The following is a 21738-nucleotide window of genomic DNA, read 5'->3' on the forward strand; positions in this document are numbered from 1 at the left end:
CCTCTTTTTTATACTAGGCTAAAGCCAATATGTTTAGCTTAGAGTGCGGATATGACAATACGCGGTCAGTTGTGTGACTTTTTAAAACCGTTTACATACTATTGAATTGAACCATACCAGTACTATTATTTAGGGTTACTTTTTAAGGAATCATCATGTCAGTTTTGGTGGCTATAACAGGTCGAGACAACACAAAATTAATAGCAAAAATGAAATCACGATTGCCTAGTATTCGAATTGAAGAACTTGATGATTGCCAAAATTTAGAGAGTGTAGAGTTCGTTTTAGCGTGGAATGCGCCTGCATCACTGTGGCCCTCGTTACCAAATTTAAAGGCTGTGTCATCGTTTGGCGCTGGCGTTGATAGCATTGATTTAAGTTTATTACCTGCGGATGTAGAGGTCGTGCGTATTGTTGATAAACAGTTAGCCAACGATATGGCTGAATACGTACTTACCCATGTATTAGCACAAAAGTTGCGATTAAAAGAATATGCAATAAAGCAACAGCAAAGTATATGGAAACCTAAAAGAGCGCATAAACATAATCAAGTAAGCATTTTAGGGTTTGGCGAACTAGGTCAAGCATGTGCACATAGGCTGGTTAATAACGGTTTTAACGTAAATGCTTGGAGCCGAAGCCCTAAAACATCAAACATTGCGACACTCTATCATGGTGATGACGGCTTAACACAGATGCTTGCGCAAACCGATTATTTAGTATGTTTATTACCGCTTACCAGCAGTACCCAAGGCATTATTAATAAACAGTTACTTGAGCAACTGCCTGAACATGCTGTGGTGATTAATGTGGCCAGAGGTGGGCATATAGTAGAAGCTGATTTACTTGATGCACTTAACAATACACGTATACGCGCAGCAACGCTTGATGTGTTTGCCTGTGAACCACTGCCAAGCGAACACCCTTATTGGTTGCATCCAGGTATTACTTTAACACCGCACTGTGCTGCGTTGTCAGATCTGGATAGTGTTATTGAACAAATAGCAGAAAACATTTTGCGTTTAAAAGCGAAACAGCCATTAATAAATTGCATTGATAAGCAGCAAGGTTATTAATTAGCAGTTGTTGGCCTTCAAGGATTAAGATTTGTTTAATTTTTAATAGAAACAGCTTGTTAACATTTGTAATTTTTATTATTGTTAAAAACAGTTCTAACAATAATAAAAAAATAGGATGAATTATGAAACCCAATCAAGGGGGCGCAAAAATTAGCATCGTGGTTGTATCTATCATTATATTAGGAATATCAGCCTGGTTTAATCAAGCCAATGCGGCAGCGCTGCTGATCTGACCCTTATTTTCACAGCAAGATTTAGCTACGCTTGCTGTGTATTTCTCTGTTTTGATGCTTTTTATCATCACTTTTCTTCAATAAAACATACGTCGCACCACTTCCTCCATGCTGCCTAAGTGCAGTATGAAACGCTAAAACGCATGGAATTGTTTGTAACCACTGATTTACGTAACTTTTTAATATCCCTGGCTTGGTTTTATTTTTAATACCTATGCCATGGCGAACGAGTACCATTCTTATATTTCGCTGATGGCAGTCTTGAACAAAGGCTAATAATGATGCGTGTGCATTTTTTAAAAGTTGCCCATGTAAATCAAGCGTCGCATCAAGCTGATATTTCGCTAATCTTACATTTTTAAAAACCGCGCTTTGTACGCCCTCTTTTTTAAAGCTTAATATGGCAAGTGGATCGAGTAATTCAAGTGGTTCATCCAACGGATTGAACTGTTCAGAGACTAAATCTGATTGTGCTGCTTTATTTTTTTCTTGCTGGGCGATGACCGCTTTATGGCTTTTAGGTGGTAAGGTCACAGTGTCATGCGTTATGGGGGTAACATCTTCCATAGAAGATAAGAATAAATCGAAATCTGACAATGGCATGGGCTTATCTCAAATTAGGCAAGGGTCTGTTGACCTTTGCGGATTAAAATTTGTTCAAACTAGGGGCGGTTTAATCGCGGCGCGAGGTTTGTAACCTAGTGGGCTAAGTAAAAACCGAGCAACAAAGAGTAAATCGCCCTTAGGTAGAACCCAAAGGGCAGCGCCTGTTTGGCATTGATGCTGCGTTATCACTTATCTATGGGGAATAACCACACCACATAGGCTCTGCCTTGCCTAAATACCAAACAGACTGCTGAAAATTTAACCTTGAAAGGTCAACAGACCCTATTACGAGATAAATTTTAGCTTAGTTCAAACCCAGACCCAAGATTTTTAACAGTGAGATATAAAAAAGCCCAGAAAAACTGGGCTATAAAATATTCTAAGGGGAAGTAATTAATGCTGAGATACGCTAAATTGCCCAAACGTATAAACTTTGAACAAGTAAAATGTGTTGATCAACACTAAACTCATATTTGAAATAATACTCGACGACATAAGATCTAAGCTAAATGATAGGAATAACAAACCACACGCACTAATCGCAGCAACGCGAAGCAGTGTCAGTTGGTTGATAAAGAATGCACCTAAACCTAGTGCAAGTAGTAATGTATTTAAAAGCCAATCTAGCTCGTTTAGCATGGTCGTTTCAATAGTTCAGTTGTTGAAAAAAGGAGCGCCATTATGTTGATCTTTTGCACAGCTTTCAACCAAGTAATTTTAAATTTTCAGATTAGTTTTTTTAATGCTAAAAGTAGGTAATTAATACCGAAAATAATCCCTCTTCAGCAATAACATGATATTTTTGGCAGCTTTGTGGTTGCTGAAGATCTACACAGAGGTATAGTGTTCTGCGATGCTTATCTAGTCTAGGGTGCAGCGTTGAATCCAGTAGCTTTGGTTTATTGGCAAATAGCCCTGGCCAATAAATACTTTTGCTAACTATGGCTGATTTTTTATAGGTGAGTAAACTAGGCTTTGGCGCTAAAACAAATATAAGTAATAATATCGTGAAAATAAAAAATGCGGTTAGTTTGGCGCCACGTTTTACACTTACTGCGCGCGGGTTTAATTGTGAGCCAAGGTTTGCAGGCTTGTTACTAGGTATTGGTTTAACATAGGCCGCTTTATTTTTTTTGCGACGACTCTTTTTTGTGTTTTTCGACATAAAGCAAATCTGGCCTTTTTGGCTTAGCTCTCTATAATAAAGTAAATATTTGTATTTTAAGCAAATCACCAATTTCGCAGACACGGCTTTTAGCCTATAAGGATTATATATGAATACGCAGCTATCTATTTTAATAGTTGATGATGTTAGCACGGTGCGTAGCTTTCTAAGTCAAACATTGATGCATTTAGGGATAGAGAATGTAAAAGAAGCGTCTACGGCCGCGCAGTGCATAAGTGAATGCCGTGCAGCAAACTTTAACATTATATTTTTAGATATAGAGCTACCTGACGGCGATGGTAAAGAGCTTATTGCGCAGATAAATGAGTTATCACCAGAGACAAACGTGGTGATGGTGTCGGCGCATTCAGGCGTTGAAAATGTGAAGGATGCAATAGATAGAGGGGCAAAAGGATTTGTGGTTAAGCCATTTTCTCCGAAGAAAATTGCGGCGATGCTGAAAAAGTTTTATCCAGAGCTCGATAACGTTTAAAAAGCGTATTTATTTTGGGCAAAAAAAAACCGGCAAAAGCCGGTTTTTTTAATCTTGCAAAAACAAATTATAGCGCTTTAATTTTAGCAGCTAAACGGCTCTTATGACGAGCAGCTTTGTTTTTGTGGATTAGACCCTTAGTTGCGTAACGGTCTAGGATAGGTGTAGCAACAGAAAAAGCTTGCTGTGCAGCTTCTTTATCGCCAGCTTCAATAGCTACGATTACTTTTTTGAAGTAAGTACGCATCATTGAACGACGGCTTGCGTTGTGCTGACGGTTTTTTTCGCTTGTGATAGCGCGTTTTTTTGCAGACTTGATGTTAGCCAAGGTTTGCTCCTAACAATCTTAAATAAAGCTTAAATTAAAGGCCGTGGAATATGCCTGTTTTTATCATGAATGTCAATTTAATTTTAACAATCCAAGAAAAACTGCTCCTTATAACGAACATCAATTTGCCGCTTTAGCAGTTAATGCCGCTATTGTAACAAAGCAAGGGGTTCGAGCCTAGTGCTTTAAAGCGATTTATAAAAAAGACTATGGCATAATTAACTTAATTGCTGATTTTTAATATGGATTTATAGTGTCAAAAGGTTTGTTTCGTTCCGGGATGATTGTAAGTGCAATGACAATGATCTCGCGTATTTTAGGGCTAGTGCGTGATGCTGTTGTTGCTAACTTGTTGGGGGCAGGGACTGCTGCCGATGTGTTTTTATTTGCAAACCGTATTCCTAATTTTTTACGCCGTTTATTTGCTGAAGGGGCTTTTGCACAGGCGTTTGTACCTGTATTAAGTGAAATCAAAGAACAACAAGGCGATGATAAAGTCAGAATATTTGTTGCGCAGGCGGCAGGTACACTCGGCACAATTTTACTACTCGTTACGCTTTTTGGTGTTGTGGCATCCCCCGTTATCGCCGCTTTATTTGGTACTGGTTGGTTTATTGATTGGTGGCAAGGTGGCCCTGACGCAGAAAAGTTTGAGCTTGCCAGTTCACTATTAAAGCTGACCTTTCCTTATTTATTTTTTGTAAGCTTAGTGGCGCTTAGTGGCGCAGTAATGAATGTGTACAACCGTTTTGCAGTTGCCGCATTTACTCCTGTATTACTTAATGTTTCTATTATTGGTTGTGCCATTTTATTGCATGACCAATTTTCTGTTGGTGCATATGCATTAGCAATAGGCGTATTTTTAGGGGGCGTGGTACAGCTATTATTTCAACTGCCGTTTTTATATAAAGCAAAAATGTTGGCGCGGCCGCGATGGGGTTGGCAAGACGAAAATGTTAAAAAAGTGCGTAAATTAATGCTCCCAGCGTTATTTGGTGTATCAATTAGTCAAATTAACTTATTACTCGATACGGTAATAGCTTCATTATTGATGACAGGCTCTATCGCTTGGCTGTATTACTCAGATAGACTGATTGAATTCCCACTTGGTTTATTTGGTATCGGTATTGCGACGGTTATTTTACCTGCGCTATCAAAATTACACAGCAGTAAAAAAAGTAGCGACTTTCAACATACCCTAGATTGGGGAGTGCGATTTGTGATTTTTTTAGGGCTCCCTGCAATGGTAGGCCTGATGATTATAAGCCCGTTGATTATTACTGTGCTGTTTGATCACGGCGCGTTTAAAGAGGCTGGCATTGATCACGTTAAGGCAGTGAGCTTAGGGGTGGTTGCCTACTCGGTGGGATTAGTCAGCTTTATGTTAATTAAAGTGTTGGCGCCTGGGTTTTATTCTCGCCAAGATACGAAAACACCGGTGCGCATTGGTATTGTCACTTTGGTGCTTAACATGGTGTTTAATATTATGCTGGCGCCCTTTATTGGCTATTTAGGCTTAGCACTGGCAACCTCTATGTCGGCTAGTTGTAATGCCTACTTACTGTACCGACAGCTTAAAAAAGAGAATGTTTACCAGTTCTCCAGCATGAGTGGCTACTTCACTTTGAAATGTTTGCTGGCGAGTGTGACGATGGGCGCACTAGTGTGGTTTACCAGTAGACACTATGATTGGCCTAGCTGGCACTTTAGTGAACAAGTTATGTTGTTGGTTGTGTTATTAATTATTGCGGTTGTTAGTTACTTTTTTATGTTGTTTTTGATGGGCGTTAGACTAAATACGATAAAAAGTGTAGCAATTACTGAATCAAATTAAAAAAAAGATTATAATCGGACACTCTGCGACCCAAGGTCGCATTTTATCGCTCGCTGAAAAAGGCATTAGGTGGCATGGAGTTAATTAGAGGTATACACAATATACGCCCACAACACTTTGGTTGTGTGCTAACCATTGGTAATTTTGATGGTGTTCATTTGGGTCATGCTGCCGTATTAAAAGGGCTGTTAGCGGATGCCAAAGAAAATAATTTACCTAGCACTGTAATGTTATTTGAGCCTCAGCCACAAGAGTTTTTTGCAAAAAACAATGCCCCGGCTAGGCTTACTCGACTGCGTGATAAACTTCGTCTATTGAGTAACTTGGGGATTGAGCGCGTTATTTGTATTAGCTTTAATCAAGCGTTTGCAAATATGCATGCAGAGCAGTTTGTGAGCGATATTTTAATTAAAAAGCTGGGCGTTAAAGCATTAACGGTTGGCGATGATTTTAGATTTGGTAGACAGCGCCAAGGAAATTTTAGCCTATTGGCTAATATGGGTACTCAAGCGGGAATGAGTGTTAAAAGCACTGCCAGCTTTAGGCAATTAAATGCTAGAGTAAGCAGTACCTTAATACGAGAAGCGCTTGCTGAGGGTGACTTGGTTAGTGCCAAAGTCATGCTTGGGCATAATTATGCGATATCTGGGCGTGTTATTCACGGCTGGAAAAAAGGCCGAGAACTAGGTTTTAGAACGGCAAATATTGCCCTAAAGCGTCAAGTTTGTCCGGTTAATGGCGTATTTGCGGTTCAAGTAATGATCGCAGGAAAACACGTTTTTGGGGTGGCTAACATTGGAAACAAACCCACATTTAATGGAACTCGTGCCTTATTAGAAGTACACCTTTTTGATTTTGCACAAGATATTTATGGACAATTTATGCATGTGGAGTTGATTGAAAAACTCCGCAACGAGAAAAAATTCGAGACATTAACACAACTGACGGCACAAATAGCAACCGATGTTGCCGCCGCTAAGCAGTGTTTTGGTTTAAATTAGGTAGCCGATAGAGACGGAAAGTAGGATTAATGAGCGACTACAAACATACTTTGAATTTACCGGAAACAATGTTTCCAATGCGTGGCAATTTGGCACAACGTGAACCAAAAATGCTTAAAGCATGGTATGAAGACGACCTGTATGGTCAAATTCGCAGCGCAAAGAAAGGTAAAAAAACTTTCATTTTGCATGACGGCCCTCCGTATGCAAACGGCGATATCCATTTAGGCCATTCAGTAAATAAAATATTAAAAGATATTATTGTTAAGTCTAAAACCTTATCAGACTTCGATGCGCCATACGTACCGGGTTGGGACTGTCATGGTTTACCAATTGAGTTAATGGTTGAGAAAAAAGTCGGTAAACCCGGTGTTAAGGTAACTGCTGCAGAATTTCGCGAAAAATGTCGTGCCTATGCTAAAAAGCAAGTGGAAGGCCAAAAAGTAGACTTTAAACGTTTAGGCGTTTTTGGTGATTGGGATAAGCCTTACCTAACCATGAACTTTGACTTTGAAGCCAATGCAATTCGTGTACTAGGTCGCATTATAAAAAATGGCCATCTGCATAAAGGCGCAAAACCTGTGCATTGGTGTACAGATTGTGGCTCTGCATTAGCAGAAGCAGAAGTTGAATACCAAGATAAACAATCGCCAGCTATCGATGTACGTTTTACTTTTGCTGATCAAGACGCAGTAGTAAATGCGTTTAACTTAGCTGATGGTCATCAAGGCACTGGCAGTGTAGGGACTGTTATTTGGACTACGACACCGTGGACTTTGCCAGCTAACCGTGCGGTTGCTGTGCATGCTGATTTAGAATACGCGCTAGTACAAGTAGACGATGAAGGTGCTCAGCAGCGTCTGATTTTAGGTTCTGAGCTTGTTAAAGATGCGATGGATCGTTTTGGCTTTAACCACTTCCATATCCTTGGCTATGTTAAAGGTGCAGCACTTGAAAACTTAAACGTTGCACACCCATTTTATGACTTTAACGTACCGGTTATTGTAGCTGAACACGTAACCACAGATTCTGGTACGGGTGTTGTACATACTGCACCTGGTCATGGTCAAGAAGATTTCGTGGCAGGCCTTGAGTATAATCTTGAAGTAGCTAACCCAGTTGGCGCAAACGGAGTGTACTTACCTGACACTGAATTATTTGCCGGTCAACATGTGTTTAAAGCCAATGCGAGTGTAATTGAGGTATTAAAAGAAAATAATGCCTTAATGCATCATCATGCATTAACTCATAGCTACCCACATTGTTGGCGCCATAAAACGCCTATTATCTTCCGTGCCACACCACAATGGTTTGTTAGCATGGATCAGGCTAACTTACGCAAAGATTCACTGGCTGAAATTAAAAATACTCAATGGTTACCTGAATGGGGCGAAAGCCGTATTGCCAACATGGTTGAAGGCCGCCCTGATTGGTGTATTTCGCGTCAACGTACGTGGGGTGTACCTATTGCATTGTTTGTTGATAAAGACACGGGTGCATTACACCCAAATACTCAAGAGCTGATTGAACAAGCTGCAGTACTTGTCGAAAAATCAGGTATTCAAGCATGGTATGACCTAGAGCCTGCTACTTTGCTAGGTGAAGAAGACGCTAAACAGTACATGAAAGTACAAGACACGCTAGATGTGTGGTTTGACTCAGGTGTGACTCATGCCTGTGTTGTTGATGCGCGTGAAGATTTAGTTGGTCCTGCAGATTTATACCTTGAAGGTTCTGATCAACACCGTGGTTGGTTTATGTCATCAATGATGACTTCAGTGGCAATTAATGGTCATGCACCATACAAGCAAGTGCTTACGCATGGCTTTACGGTTGATGAAAACGGCCGCAAAATGTCTAAGTCATTAGGCAATGTTATTTCGCCACAAAATGTGATGAATAAACTGGGCGCTGATATTTTACGTTTATGGGTAGCATCAACTGATTACACAGCAGAAATGACCGTATCCGATGAAATATTCAAACGTTCGGCAGATCGTTACCGTCGTATTCGTAACACCAGCCGTTACTTACTTGCTAACCTAAGTGGTTTTGATCCAAAAACGGATCAAGTTGCTGTTGATGATATGGTTGAGCTTGATAAGTGGATTGTAGGGCGCGCAGCACAGTTACAAGATGATATTTTAGCGGCTTACGATAGCTACCAAATGCTATTAGTAACGCAAAAGCTAATGAACTTCTGTACCGGTGAGCTTGGTTCGTTCTACTTAGACGTTATAAAAGACCGTCAGTACACGGCAAAAAGCGACAGCCATGCACGTCGTTCTTGTCAAACAGCGCTTTATCATATTGCTGAAGCTATGACTCGCTGGATGGCGCCAATCATGAGCTTTACAGCGCAAGAAATTTGGGAAGCACTTCCAGGTGAGCGCAGTGACTATGTATTTACTTCAACATGGTATGAGGGATTACAAGCACCAACAACGACCAAGTTTAGTAATGAAGACTGGCAAGCTATTTTAAATGTGCGTGACGAAGTGAACCGTCTGTTAGAAGCTGCACGTAAAGAAGATGTGATTGGCGCAACATTACAAGCAACCGTAAACCTGTTTGCCAGCAAAGAGCTTGCAGCAAAACTTGCGGCGTTAGGCGATGAGCTACGTTTTGTGTTGTTAACCTCTGCGGTTAACGTTACCGAGGTAGACAGTCAACCTGCAGATTCACAAACTACTGAAATTGATGGCTTATACATTAGCGTATCAGCAACAGATGCTAAAAAGTGTGAACGTTGTTGGCATTACAGTGAAGATGTAGGTGTTGAGCCTGCTCATCCCGAAATTTGTGGTCGTTGTGTAAGTAACGTTGACGGTGAAGGTGAAAAGCGTCAATTCGCTTAGGAGTTGTTTTTAGTGAGCAAACTAACCCAAAAAAGTGGTTTAGTGTGGCTTTGGTTGAGTCTATTACTGCTTGTAATAGACTTTGCCAGTAAAACACTGGTTGTAAACACCATGGCTTATGGTGAGTCAATTAATTTACTGCCTGTTTTTAGCATCACTTATGTACATAACTACGGTGCAGCCTATAGCTTTTTAAGCGAAGCGGGTGGCTGGCAGCGTTGGTTTTTAAGTGCAATAGCAATCGCGATTAGTTGTTTGTTGGTGTGGTGGTTAAAACGTCTTCCAGCGTCTAATAAAGTATTATGTGGTGCTTACTCGTTAGTTTTAGCCGGTGCTATTGGTAACTTGTACGACCGCATTGCTTATGGTTACGTTATTGATTTTTTACATGTGTTTTACGAAGACTCACATTTTCCCGTATTTAATATTGCAGACTGCGCTATTTGTATTGGTGCTGCATTATTACTATTTGACGCCTTTACCGGCGAAAATCCAAAGGAGCATAAAGCATGAGCCAAGCTGTAATTGGTGAAAACTCAGACGTTATTTTTCATTTTTCTATTAAACTAGAAGATGGCTCTGCCGCTGACTCAACGAAAGTGCATAACAAGCCGGCTAAGCTCACTATGGGTGATGGCAGCTTAACCGCTAATTTTGAAAAATGTTTACTTGGCCTAACGGCCGGTGAGAGCAAAACATTTGAGCTTGAGCCGGAAGATGCCTTTGGTCAACCAAACCCAGATAATATTTATTATGTAGATCGTAGTAAGTTTGGTGTAGAAACGCCGGCTAAAGTAGGTGCTATTATTGCGTTTACTCAACCTGATGGCACCGAGCTTCCGGGTTTGGTGCGTGAAGTGCAAGGCGAGTCAGTTACTATCGATTTTAATCACCCATTAGCGGGCCAGCGCTTAACGTTTGAAGTTGATATTATTGAGGTGCAAGGTTAATGGAAATATTATTAGCTAATCCACGAGGCTTTTGCGCCGGTGTTGACCGCGCAATTAGCATTGTTGAGCGCGCTTTAGATATTTTTGAAAAACCAATCTATGTGCGCCATGAAGTGGTACACAATCGTTATGTGGTTGATGGCTTAAAAAATCGCGGCGCTGTGTTTGTTGAAGAGCTTGATCAGGTACCGGATGACAGTATTGTTATATTTAGTGCTCATGGTGTATCACAGGCTGTACGCAGTGAAGCAAAACGCCGTGAGCTTAAAGTATTTGATGCAACCTGCCCGTTAGTGACTAAAGTGCATATGGAAGTTACCCGTGCCAGCAGAAAAGGCATTGAATGCATTTTAATTGGTCACCATGGACACCCCGAGGTTGAGGGCACTATGGGTCAATACGACAATCAACAAGGTGGCATTTACCTAGTTGAAACCGTTGATGACGTGTTAAAGCTTGATGTTAAGAATGCAGATAACCTTTTTTATTGCAGCCAAACAACCTTGTCGGTAGATGATACTGCGGATGTGATTGATGCTTTACGCAGCAAGTTTCCTGCTATTGATGGTCCGCGTAAAGATGATATTTGTTATGCAACTCAAAACCGTCAAGATGCAGTACGTGACTTAGCAGACAAAGTCGATGTGCTATTGGTTGTAGGCGCTAAAAATAGCTCTAACTCCAATCGTTTACGAGAACTAGCTGATAAAATGGGTACGCGTGCGTACTTAATTGACGATGCCAGCAATGTTGAAGCGTCATGGTTTGATGGTATCAATAGTGTGGGGGTTACCGCAGGCGCCTCAGCACCTGAAGTGCTAGTGCAGCAAGTGATTACCCGCTTAAAAGAGCTCGGTGGTAACCAAGTAACAGAAAATCCTGGTGAAGAAGAAAACATTGTTTTTGCTGTACCAGTAGAGCTGCGTTAATTTAGAGATAAATCATAAAAGGAGGGTCGAATGGGTAAGCAACTGTCACCAGATGCGTTACTTTTTTCGGCCCTTTTTAATGAGCGTGGTGTGCTTGCATCCCTCGTAGTAACACAGGTTGTGGCTATTATATTAGCTTTTGCTCCTAATGCTGGCGATGACATATGGCTGCATTTGGGGGCGATCAGTTTGTTTCTCCATGTAACTGTGCTGGTCAGTACCTCTTTTTTATATCTTTGTCGTCGATTACTCGCAAAACAGACTCAGTTTATTCAGATCAGTTTTTTTATTGCTTCATATAGTCTCAGTACTGCTGTATTTAGTCTGGTGTTTTCTCATATTGCTTTTGATATTGAAAACGAAAAACAACTGACGTTTTTTGTGCTGCGTAATTGCATTATTGTATTTTTGCTTACCTTACTGTTTGTACAATTTTTGCTTATTCATTTTGAAAAAGAGCAGCAAACCAAAGCACTTTCTCGTGCAGAACTTGATGCTTTGCAGGCACGGATCCGACCCCACTTTTTATATAATAGCTTGAATACGGCGGCAGAATTAACGCATCATGACGTTGAGGCTGCAGAGCATGCAATTTTAGCACTAGCAGCGCTGTCTCAAGCTGCAATGCGTTCAGGTCAAAGTGTATTACTCAGTGATGAAATAACATTAACTAAACAGTATATTGCGCTTGAATCATGGCGCTTTGCAGAGCGCTTAAAGGTTGAGTGGTTATTACCAGAACATCTCCCTGCGCTCTATATTCCATATCTAACATTACAACCTTTGGTAGAGAACGCAGTATGTCATGGCATTGAGCCAAGCCAAAGTGGTGCTACTATAAGTATTGAACTGCATGTGACAACACATTATTTAACCTTAATTGTAACTAATCCTGTACCTACTGAAACTGAAAATACTAGAGAGCATAACGGTATGGCTCTTGATAATATTCGTTCTCGTTTAAGTATTTATTATAAAGGTCGGGCGCAACTGACAATAACCAACAAAGATAATCAATTTAGAGTCAAAGTAGTCATCCCAAAACAAGCAGAGAATACGTTATGAATGTACTGATTGTAGATGATGAACCCTTAGCAAGGGCACGATTGAAGCGTTTACTCGCTGAGAACCATACATCCATTCATGTGCAAGGAGAGGCTAGTAATGGCAATGACGCTTTAACACAAATGAAAAAGCAGCAGCCTGATTTAGTGTTTTTAGATATTGATATGCCAGGCTTAAATGGCATCGAAGTGGCCAATCAACTCAATGATCTAGCGGTACCTCCGGCGATTATTTTTATAACCGCTCATCCTGAGCATGCACTTGATGCGATGCAGTTAAATGCAGCCGGATATTTGGTAAAACCTATATCAGAAAAAAGTTTGCAACATGCATTACAACAGCTAGGACGTTTAAACAGAGTACACCTGCAACAGCAACAAACAGAAAAAGTAACGTATCAATTGGCAGGCACCGTAAGAAGCATAAAAATAGAAAATATTTTCTATTTTTATGCACAGGAAAAGTACACAAAAGTCGTATTCGATGGTGGGGAGGCTTTAATTGAAGACAGTTTAAAGCAACTTGAAATGCAATATCCTCGTCACTTATTGCGAATTCATCGAAATACCTTAGTGAATAAAAATAAAATTTTGGCACTCCATACACTTAAAAACCATCAACATGTTATTGAACTCAAAGGGTGTTCACCTTTTTTAGCTGTTAGTCGTCGAGCGCTCAAAAGCGTAAAAAGCGTACTTTAGCACACCGACCTATTAACCGCTTATCAACATAATTAACCGTTGGTCGTGGTCCTAGTTGAATCTATTTTTTTATTGCATACACTTAGTATCAGATAATTATTATTTGGTTTTACTATGTCTTTGAGCACGTTTAAATTGCAAAAAGGTTTTACCCTTATTGAAGTCCTGATTGCGTTTATTATTCTTAGCTTTGGTTTATTGGGGGCTGTAGCCCTGCAAGCAAAAGCAAAACAAGCAAGCTTTGATTCAATGCAACGTGCTGCTGCTGTTGCATTAGGTAACGATATTATTCAACGTATACGTGTTAATGATACCTCAGCGCTTGTAACTCAGTATAAAGGCAACTTTACGAGTGAAACAACTTTAAATTCATCCAATACTTGCTTTACAGATTCGTGTAGCAGTGCGCAAATCGCTGTATTAGACATAGAGCAGTGGAAGCGTGCTATTCGTGCCCGCGAAAATACGGGATCACTTGATGGTGCCACCGTGTGTGTTAATCCCGAAGCGGTAGCAGGCTCTGGCGGTAAAGCGTTTAACATTGAAGTAATTGTATCATGGCAGGGTAGGCAAGAATTCACTGCAAATGAAAATACAGCAAATATTGATTGCGGAACAGCTGATAAAAAACGCCGTGTAGTAGTACTTACCAGCTATGTTTATGTTAGGAGCTAAAATGAGGCAAGCAGGTTTTACACTCATTGAAATGATGATCTCTTTGTTCATCGGCGGGCTAATTTTAGGTGGCGTCATGTTTACTTATATTGGTATGAAAACAACCACCAAAAGCACCATGGCAATAGGTGAACTGCAAGAGTCAGGGCGTTTAGCGATTAATATTATGCAACGCGATATAGAACAAGTAGGCTTTTGGGGCACATTTTATGGCAATTCATTTACTGCAATAAACACCTCATCATTAGCAAGTCCAACAGGTGATTGCTTTGAAGGTCTCAACAATGGCAGTTTTCCTGATTTAACCAGCAGTAGTAACTTTAAAACCCTTTATGCAAAAACAGCGGCAAGTCCAAGTGAACTTAATTGTGTTAATAACCCTGTATCGGGCACTGATATTTTACAAATTAAGTTTGTGCAAGGGCACCAATTAGATGTAACTAACGCGGTTAACGAAACAGCTAATAATGATTATTATTTTGTGGCCGAACAAGAACTTGCTCGTTTTGTCAAAGATCAGGTTGATGCCAACACACTTAATGTCAATGCCACTGTGTGGCCTTACAGCCACCATGTTTATTATATTAGCGAACAAACTTATACCGTAAATAATAAAAAACTAACAGTGCCCGCATTGATGCGAAAACGCCTAACTGGCAACGGTATGACCACCGAAACAATCATGGAAGGGGTTGAAAATATGCGTTTTATTTTTGGTCTCGATACTAATGGTAATGGCAAGGTCGATTCGTATCGCAGCATAAACAAAATGACTGCAGCTGAGTGGGGCAATCAACAAGGTATTTTAACCGTGCAGCTATTTTTATTAGTAAGAACATTGCAACCCGATCCAAGCATAAATAGCAAAAAGCAAATATATACACTCGGTGAAGATGAAAACGCGCGTAAGCTTGAAGTTACTGATAACTATAGGCGTACTGTATTTACTACCACTATTCGTTTAAATAATGTAGGGGCAAATTTATGGCGTATGTAACACACACACCTACACAGCATAAGCAAAAGGGAGTAGTGCTTATTACTGCTCTAATTATGGTAATAGCAGTAACCGGTATTGCCGTTACATTAATGAGTAGCAGTACCATCGACATTAAAATTACCAATGCAGCACAAGAGCGGGAAGTGGCAGAAAACATGCTAGTCGGCGAGGTTCAACGAGTGATAGCACAAGAGGCTAATAAAGGCGGCGCTAGCCAGTTTTTCTTAACTAAGAACGAGATCCCTGAGCAATGGAAAACGATAGCTACTCATGATGGTATGCAAAGTGCCATGACCAATTTAAATAAGGGAGTAATGGAGCTTAACTGCCCGCGTAGATACAACCCTACAGAGGGGGTCGTTTGCAACATGATGCAAGTCACCACTACTATTGAATATGGCTCTAAGAGCAAGCACCAGCTAACAGTTGTAACGGGTATAGCGCAAGAAATGGCCGATAAAGGTAAGGGGATTTAACATGAAACTAGCAGCAAGTATTATATTTACTTATTTTATGTGCCTTTTTTTTACAGCGCCGAGCAAAGCTGAAGACATAGAGCTGTATGTAAATAAAGATGTCAATGTAGATGAAAAACCTCGGGTATTGTTTATTTTTGATACGTCAGGAAGTATGGATGAGGAAGTTACATCAGCAGGCACAAGCGAGCGTTGTTTTATAAAAAGGAGGGGGTTTCTTTGGTTTCCTCCTTATTATGAACAACTACCAAGCTGTTATGAAAGTAAAGATAGCTACAACGAATATAATGAACAATGTTATATAAATATTGGTAACAGAAACTATCAACCAAGTTGTGTTGATGAAGTTGAAAGTGGAACAAGGCTTGAGGTTGCAAAAAGAGCTGTAAAAGGTTTAATAAAGGACAATAATGATATTGACTTTGGTTTAATGCGTTTTAATTATAACGCAGGTAACGAACCTGGTGGTGGTTATGTGCTTGCTAGAGTTGGCACAGGCGAAGATACGTTGGTTGATAGAATTAATGAATTACCTGCTTATGGCTCAACGCCCTTAACAGAAACATTATGGGAAGCGTATTTATACATTTCAGGGCAAAACCTTAAGTTTGCAAAAAATGTTGATGATAGAGACACAAGTGCAGAAAATAGCCAAAAGTATGAGTCGCCTTTTAGAAAAAACAACGAAAATTCGCTGCGCTGTGATAACTCCATCAATATTATTTTAATGACCGACGGCGAACCTCAGAATGATGATGAAGCAGATAATAGTATAAAGAGTACCTATAATAACGTTTTTAAAAGTAATGCGGGATCTTTTGGGAGTTATAGTAGTTATTTAGTAGCGCTAGCCAAAATTTTACATGGCAACGATAATACTGATGTTGATTTATATCCTCAAACTACTGAAACTATTGATACTGCCAGGTTATTTACTATTGGCTTTGGTGGAGGGATGGATGAAGATGCACTTGAACTATTGGAGGAGGCAGCTAAAGTTGGCGGTGGCGATTATTTTGAAGCAGATACAGCCGCTACTCTTACCTCCGCACTTAAAAATACCATTACCTTAATACGAGAAGAAAACAGCACTTTTACATCGCCTTCTTTTGCGAGCAACAATGTGGATCAAACTCGCAGTAAGGATGCGGTCTATCTCGCCATGTTTTATCCTGAAGTGGGCACTCGGTGGCGCGGTAATTTAAAAAAAATAAAAGTGATGGGAAATAAACTCATAGACTCTACATCAACGCTTGCATTAAATAGTGACGGATTAATTAAAAAAGACGCTAAAACATTTTGGACGAAGGGCAATTTAGCTGATGGCAACTCCGTTGAAAGCGGTGGAGTTAATGCGATGCTGACAAGTTTAGATCCGGGTAAGCGTAAATTAATTTCAGATATTGGGGTATTTAATATATCTAACCTTGTGAAAGTTTATGGTGACAAAGAAAAAGCTGCTGGTGTTTTTAATGTTTCTGAAAGCGTTTTTGATTCAACAATAAACTGGGCACGTGGTGTTGATGTTGATAATGAGAATAGTACAAGCACCCAGCGAGCTGACATTTTTGGCGACCCTTTACATTCAAAACCTGTGGCGATTGATTATGGCAATAATGATGTTCGCATACTTATTGGTACAAACGCAGGCTTTTTACACATGTTTAAAGATGATGATAGTAAGAATGAAGTAACTGAAAGCTGGGCATTCATACCTTCAGCGTTATTTAATATTATTAAGCCGCTTAGAGCCAAAGAGGCCGGAAAAAAATATGGCATGGATGGCCCTATTAGCGTGTACTCTAAAAATGAAAGTTTAGATGAAGATGGTATTAATGATGGCATTGTTAATGCTGGTAAAGGTGATACTGTATGGGCGTTTGCAGGCATGCGACGTGGCGGTAGAAATTATTATGGGTTAGATATTACTAAGCCTGACTCACCTTCTTTAATGTGGAGTATTAAAGGCGGGGTAGATTCAGGTTTTGAAGAGCTTGGTCAGTCTTGGTCGAAACCACAAGTTGCGTTTATAAAAGCCTTTGGTGATAAGCCCGTTTTGATTTTTGGTGGAGGCTACGACACCATTAAAGATAAAGACAAAGGGAATAAACGCGATGCAGACTCAATGGGTCGAGATGTGTTTATTGTTGATGCTAAAACCGGTAAAAAGCTTTGGTCATTACGCAGTAACAATAGCTTTACTGGTAAACACAGTATTGCCGCAGACGTTACATTACTTGACTCTAATTACGATGGCTATATTGATAGAATTTACGCAGCAGATACTGGTGGCGACATTTGGCGTGTTGATATGCCAAGTAGTCAAACAAATGAATTTAGTCACTTTAAACTTGCATCGCTTGCTGATGGTAAAGACAGGCGCTTTTTTTATAAACCAGCCATAGCGCGAACTATATTAAGTAAAGTGACTCAAAAAGAGGGTGTTACTTCACGTGTTGAAACTCCTTACGACGCCATCGTTATTGGCAGTGGTAATCGCACTAACCCTATAAACTCAACCACAGCCGATGAGCTTTTTATGATAAGAGATGAAAATACGCTCACAAAATCATTTAAAAGTAACGCTCCTGAAACTATTTTATTTACAGATTTAATGTCGATGAATGAAGATAAGTTTGGTAATGCATTAAGTAATGTTAGTGAGTTTATAAATCTAGAAGTTGAACTGACAAATACATTTAAAGGCTGGCATTATACGTTATCGCCCGGCGAAAAATCGCTTGCTGCGGCAACCGTGGTAGGAGGCGTTGCGTATTTTACTTCATTTAGTCCTGCATCGGATACTGGACTAAACCAATGTTCGTTAACCGGTGGCGGTGGCTCTTTATATGCATTTCATTTGCATTACGGCACTAAAGTATATGATGAGTTAAAATTTGCCACCAGTTATGAAGTCCCTGATACGCCGCAACTTTATTTTGGTGCCTCCTGTGTTGACGGTAATTCAGACGGTAAATGCGACGATGACACAACGGTTGACGTACAAAGCCAATTTTATTTAATTGGCCCAGGCATAAAAGGCAAAAATGCAGAGAATCCGCTTAGACCAATCGAAATTATTGGGCCTAATTTAAAAATAGTAGATGGTAAAATTCAGCTAGTTAACGATACTCAGCCTATTGGGTTTGGCTTTAAAACCCAGCAAATGTATATTTACAAACGTGAAGAAAACGATGAAGTGAATAATTAGGAGTCATTAAATGGTTGCCAAGCACACAGGGTTTACTTTAATTGAGCTGATGATAGCCGTGGCAATTGTGGGTATTTTAGCCGCTATTGCCGTGCCTAATTACAGTGAATATGTAAAACGCGCATCACGTGCAGAAGCCGCTTCTGCACTTTTAGATGCTGCAAACAAGCAGGAGCAGTACTTTGTAGATAACCGAGTCTATTCAACTTCGTTTAGTGACTTAGGTATTCAAAGTAAAACTGAAAACGGGCATTTTGAGTTAGCAATAAATGTGGTTAATAGTAATGAATTTACAATTACAGCGAAGCCCATCGCTGGAGCTGTAAAGGGGGATACTGATTGTACTGAATTGTCTATTAATGACTTAGGCATAAAAGGGGCTAAAGGCAGCAAAGGTAAATCAGACATAACTTATTGTTGGGGTAGATAATGCTAGTTAACCTGAACTCTGATTTATACACCTATTTCAAGTAGCTATTTTAGCGCTAATTGCGTTGAATCTACTTGCAATGGGCTTGCTACTTACGTGAAGCCCGGTTTTTTTCACTGTACCCCCTAACTAGAATTCAGGTTAGTTATTTTTGCATCTATTTGTGGACTTTATCCTTATGCGACCTGTTTGACTTATAGATAAAGCAAGCCCTTCAAGGTTTGCTTTTTCACTATTAGGGCAATAGACAAAAGTACCGTTTTGAAAGCCGTTTAAAGAGCCGTCGGGTCTAAAAGTGATGGCATCCCGAGGATACTCTAAGCTATCAGAGGGATGGGTATGTTCAAAGGTACTAATAAGGCGCTCGTCATCATCCAAAGAGGTTGACTTGTCGTTATCAATAAAAAGTGACACCTGATTGTCCCAATCATCTTCTAAACACTCATTATTTTTCAAGGCACATAGAGTGACGTAGCTATTATTTTCTATTGCATAAAGACGTGCATAATTAATGTTTCTGTGTAATAGATTAATCTGGTTATCTGCGCGATTGAGCGCCAAGAAATCAGGAAAAAACCATAAAGAGAGTTGGCTTAGTATCGCTATAACTGAAATGGTTACTAGTAATTCTAATAATGTAACGCCACCATTTTTGTGAGCACTTATAATTAACTTCATCCCTGAAGCCTTTCATTGAACAGTCCATTATATTAGTTTAGTAAACAATCAAAAAAACGACAAAGTATGAAATGGCTTTTAACCACAGCTCTCTGTGGTATCCCCTAAATAAAAAGCGGTGCCTGATTGCGTTAATGTTAACGCTTTTTGGTTTTTGTTGTCGCCGTTAGGACAAAATATGAAGTTCCCAGGATTTGTAGTTATACGTCCGCTGGTATTAAATCGTATACGGGTATCTGTAAATGAAACGCGATCATTAGGACTAATTTCCTCCATGACTCTGATCAAGCTATCTGTTTCATTATTATATTGGCCATTATTATTAGCATCAATAAAGGTAATAATTATTTGATCAACATCCCATTTACTTGAGCAAGTTAGGGTTTTATCATTACTTTTTACTTTTGTACCTGGAGCAGCGCACACAATTACGATCTCATCGGTACTAGCCGCTTGTGAACGTGCAAAACTAATATTGCGTTTAAGTTCTAATAAAAAATTTTCACCTCGGTTTTCTTCCAGCATATCGCTACTGTTCCACAACGCAATAGTGGCTATAATGCCAACAATGGCCACGGTGACCATTAACTCTAATAGGGTAAATCCACGGTGCTTAGTTTTCATATAAATCTCATTAACTCGGTGATGTTTTAGTATAGTTATTTTTATTAAAATAATCATACCATGATTATTTTTCACCGGTGCTATTCAATCTCTTTGTTTGCTATGAACCTCATGATTGTCTAAAATCGAGGCAACTGAAGCTTTCAAAAGTAATTACTATGAAAAAAATAGAAGCAATCATTAAACCGTTTAAGCTCGATGATGTGCGTGAAGCATTATCTGATGTAGGCATTACGGGTATGACAGTAAGTGAAGTAAAAGGGTTTGGACGTCAAAAAGGCCACACAGAGCTATACCGTGGTGCTGAGTACATGGTTGACTTTTTACCTAAAGTAAAACTAGATATTGTGCTCGGTGATGAAGACGTAGAACGTGCTATTGATGTTATTGTTAAAACAGCACAAACTGGCAAAATTGGTGATGGTAAAATATTTGTCACTGACGTAGAACGTGTTGTGCGAATTCGTACTGCAGAAGAGGATGAAGAGGCTATATAGTCGAATAAACCTCGTAAAAAAAAGGCGCTAATTTTATAACTAGCGCCTTTTTCGTGTTATTTATTTCTGCTATTAAATTTACGCGTTTGCTCTGCATGCTGACTTAGTTCAGTCAAGCCAAGCTTCTCGTAACTTTTTTCCATCATGGCGAGTGCCGCATCAAGATAACTACTTTGTGAGTAGTGCTCTACCACATATTTACCGCGATTTGCGGCTGCTAAATAGGCTTCACGTTCGTAATAGTAAGTTGCCACTTTTAGCTCATAACGTGCCATGCGGTTTAATAACCAAACTAAACGACGTTTTGCTTCTGGCGCATAATCACTTTCTGGAAAACGTTTAACCAAAGTTGATAAGTCGGTATAAGCAACACGGGTGCGTTTGGCATCTCTGTCTGCTCTATCTACACCAAAGTATTCTTGGAAAGCATTTTTATCCGCCTTAATATTAACCAAGCCACGCATGTAGTACATGTAATCTAAATCTTTGTGGTTTGGGTTTAAGCGAATAAAACGGTCGATTGTAGCAAGCGCTTGCTCTGTATTACCTGATTGGTAGTGTGCATACACTAAACCCATTTGGACTTGTTTTGAAAACGGACCAAACGGATAGCGAGAGTCAATTGCCGTTAATAATTCAATTGCACGAGCGTATAAACCAGAATCAAGCGTTTGTTTTGCATCTTCGTATAGTGCTTGTGCCGATCTGTTGGGTACGCGTTGAATATCTTCTTGGTCAGGTGCAGACGAGCAGGCCCCTAAACTAAGCACTGAAACTGAAAAAACAATGGCGAATGCACGTTTCCCTATTTTATTTATCATTTTATTTGTTACCTTCGATGTCTTCGGCTAGGCCAAGTGGGTAAAACCGAGTAAACTATGCGTATTATGTTATGCTTTTATTAA

23 protein-coding genes are annotated in these 21738 nt (G+C 39.8%); 16 read left to right on the top strand and 7 right to left on the bottom strand.

Translation table 11 applies throughout. The features are described 5' to 3' along the window. Window positions 1–155 precede the first annotated feature (155 nt). The gene (locus ACTRWE_RS04735; RefSeq protein ID WP_036956842.1) at window positions 156–1076 is read left to right on the top strand and encodes a 2-hydroxyacid dehydrogenase; all 921 of its coding nucleotides are present in this window, start codon (window positions 156–158) and stop codon (window positions 1074–1076) included. Between the two features lie 257 nt (window positions 1077–1333). On the opposite strand, the gene smrA is transcribed toward ACTRWE_RS04735, so the two are convergent. From smrA to ACTRWE_RS04750, 3 genes are all read right to left on the bottom strand, one after another. After that, window positions 1334–1915 carry a DNA endonuclease SmrA gene (gene smrA, locus ACTRWE_RS04740; RefSeq protein ID WP_036956844.1) on the bottom strand — a complete coding sequence of 194 codons (582 nt, stop codon included), beginning with the start codon at window positions 1913–1915 and terminating at the stop codon, window positions 1334–1336. A 396-nt stretch (window positions 1916–2311) separates the two neighbouring features. Beyond that, window positions 2312–2557: a hypothetical protein gene (locus tag ACTRWE_RS04745; RefSeq protein WP_013464466.1), complete on the bottom strand. Its 246-nt coding sequence runs from the start codon at window positions 2555–2557 to the stop codon at window positions 2312–2314. A gap of 106 nt (window positions 2558–2663) precedes the next feature. Then, complete coding sequence (locus ACTRWE_RS04750) at window positions 2664–3083, bottom strand: hypothetical protein (protein ID WP_036956889.1); 420 nt, start codon at window positions 3081–3083, stop codon at window positions 2664–2666. Between the two features lie 109 nt (window positions 3084–3192). Here ACTRWE_RS04750 and ACTRWE_RS04755 point away from each other — a divergent pair, with 109 nt between their 5' ends. Next, entirely contained in the window at window positions 3193–3576 is a 384-nt protein-coding gene (locus ACTRWE_RS04755) for a response regulator (protein WP_008114419.1), read from the top strand. A 67-nt stretch (window positions 3577–3643) separates the two neighbouring features. On the opposite strand, the gene rpsT is transcribed toward ACTRWE_RS04755, so the two are convergent. Beyond that, entirely contained in the window at window positions 3644–3904 is a 261-nt protein-coding gene (gene rpsT / locus ACTRWE_RS04760) for a 30S ribosomal protein S20 (protein ID WP_008114420.1), read from the bottom strand. Between the two features lie 295 nt (window positions 3905–4199). On the opposite strand from rpsT, the gene murJ reads away from it, so the two are divergent. From murJ to ACTRWE_RS04825, 13 genes are all read left to right on the top strand, one after another. Continuing rightward, window positions 4200–5738, top strand: coding sequence for a murein biosynthesis integral membrane protein MurJ (gene murJ, locus ACTRWE_RS04765; RefSeq protein WP_036956891.1), 1539 nt, complete (start codon window positions 4200–4202; stop codon window positions 5736–5738). Between the two features lie 74 nt (window positions 5739–5812). After that, the gene (gene ribF / locus ACTRWE_RS04770; protein ID WP_036956845.1) at window positions 5813–6739 is read left to right on the top strand and encodes a bifunctional riboflavin kinase/FAD synthetase; all 927 of its coding nucleotides are present in this window, start codon (window positions 5813–5815) and stop codon (window positions 6737–6739) included. 29 nt (window positions 6740–6768) lie between these two features. Next, complete coding sequence (gene ileS, locus ACTRWE_RS04775; RefSeq protein WP_013464470.1) at window positions 6769–9597, top strand: isoleucine--tRNA ligase; 2829 nt, start codon at window positions 6769–6771, stop codon at window positions 9595–9597. A 12-nt stretch (window positions 9598–9609) separates the two neighbouring features. Beyond that, window positions 9610–10110 (top strand): signal peptidase II, encoded by a 501-nt coding sequence (gene lspA / locus ACTRWE_RS04780; protein ID WP_013464471.1) that lies wholly within the window; start codon window positions 9610–9612, stop codon window positions 10108–10110. After that, window positions 10107–10547 carry an FKBP-type peptidyl-prolyl cis-trans isomerase gene (gene fkpB / locus ACTRWE_RS04785; RefSeq protein WP_013464472.1) on the top strand — a complete coding sequence of 147 codons (441 nt, stop codon included), beginning with the start codon at window positions 10107–10109 and terminating at the stop codon, window positions 10545–10547. The genes lspA and fkpB overlap by 4 nt, the downstream gene beginning before the upstream one ends. Beyond that, window positions 10547–11476, top strand: a complete 930-nt coding sequence (gene ispH / locus ACTRWE_RS04790; RefSeq protein WP_013464473.1) for a 4-hydroxy-3-methylbut-2-enyl diphosphate reductase — start codon at window positions 10547–10549, stop codon at window positions 11474–11476. Before fkpB ends, ispH begins: the two co-directional genes overlap by 1 nt. Before the next feature lie 30 nt (window positions 11477–11506). Next, complete coding sequence (locus ACTRWE_RS04795; protein ID WP_013464474.1) at window positions 11507–12541, top strand: sensor histidine kinase; 1035 nt, start codon at window positions 11507–11509, stop codon at window positions 12539–12541. Continuing rightward, a complete protein-coding gene (locus ACTRWE_RS04800) occupies window positions 12538–13242 on the top strand; it encodes a LytR/AlgR family response regulator transcription factor (protein ID WP_462879567.1) in 705 nt (234 codons plus the stop codon). Before ACTRWE_RS04795 ends, ACTRWE_RS04800 begins: the two co-directional genes overlap by 4 nt. Window positions 13243–13356: 114 nt before the next feature. Continuing rightward, window positions 13357–13917 carry a type IV pilus modification protein PilV gene (gene pilV / locus ACTRWE_RS04805; RefSeq protein ID WP_350654465.1) on the top strand — a complete coding sequence of 187 codons (561 nt, stop codon included), beginning with the start codon at window positions 13357–13359 and terminating at the stop codon, window positions 13915–13917. A 1-nt stretch (window position 13918) separates the two neighbouring features. Then, window positions 13919–14914, top strand: coding sequence for a PilW family protein (locus tag ACTRWE_RS04810; RefSeq protein ID WP_138562931.1), 996 nt, complete (start codon window positions 13919–13921; stop codon window positions 14912–14914). Further along, window positions 14902–15393: a pilus assembly PilX family protein gene (locus tag ACTRWE_RS04815; RefSeq protein WP_290168746.1), complete on the top strand. Its 492-nt coding sequence runs from the start codon at window positions 14902–14904 to the stop codon at window positions 15391–15393. Before ACTRWE_RS04810 ends, ACTRWE_RS04815 begins: the two co-directional genes overlap by 13 nt. Window position 15394: 1 nt before the next feature. Then, window positions 15395–18604 carry a pilus assembly protein gene (locus ACTRWE_RS04820; RefSeq protein WP_462879568.1) on the top strand — a complete coding sequence of 1070 codons (3210 nt, stop codon included), beginning with the start codon at window positions 15395–15397 and terminating at the stop codon, window positions 18602–18604. A 10-nt stretch (window positions 18605–18614) separates the two neighbouring features. Then, the gene (locus tag ACTRWE_RS04825; protein ID WP_350654468.1) at window positions 18615–19034 is read left to right on the top strand and encodes a type IV pilin protein; all 420 of its coding nucleotides are present in this window, start codon (window positions 18615–18617) and stop codon (window positions 19032–19034) included. Window positions 19035–19175: 141 nt separating this feature from the next. Here ACTRWE_RS04825 and ACTRWE_RS04830 read toward each other — a convergent pair whose 3' ends face one another. Continuing rightward, window positions 19176–19712 carry a GspH/FimT family pseudopilin gene (locus ACTRWE_RS04830; RefSeq protein ID WP_350654470.1) on the bottom strand — a complete coding sequence of 179 codons (537 nt, stop codon included), beginning with the start codon at window positions 19710–19712 and terminating at the stop codon, window positions 19176–19178. Between the two features lie 78 nt (window positions 19713–19790). Next, on the bottom strand, window positions 19791–20336 hold the full coding sequence (locus tag ACTRWE_RS04835) for a GspH/FimT family pseudopilin (RefSeq protein ID WP_350654472.1): 546 nt from the start codon (window positions 20334–20336) through the stop codon (window positions 19791–19793). A 158-nt stretch (window positions 20337–20494) separates the two neighbouring features. Between ACTRWE_RS04835 and ACTRWE_RS04840 the strand changes: the two genes are divergently transcribed. Further along, window positions 20495–20833, top strand: a complete 339-nt coding sequence (locus ACTRWE_RS04840; RefSeq protein WP_013464483.1) for a P-II family nitrogen regulator — start codon at window positions 20495–20497, stop codon at window positions 20831–20833. Window positions 20834–20889: 56 nt separating this feature from the next. Here ACTRWE_RS04840 and ACTRWE_RS04845 read toward each other — a convergent pair whose 3' ends face one another. Beyond that, window positions 20890–21654, bottom strand: a complete 765-nt coding sequence (locus ACTRWE_RS04845) for an outer membrane protein assembly factor BamD (protein WP_350654474.1) — start codon at window positions 21652–21654, stop codon at window positions 20890–20892. Window positions 21655–21738 lie beyond the last annotated feature (84 nt).

It is taken from the genome of Pseudoalteromonas sp. G5_S1_54_S4, from assembly GCF_054968565.1.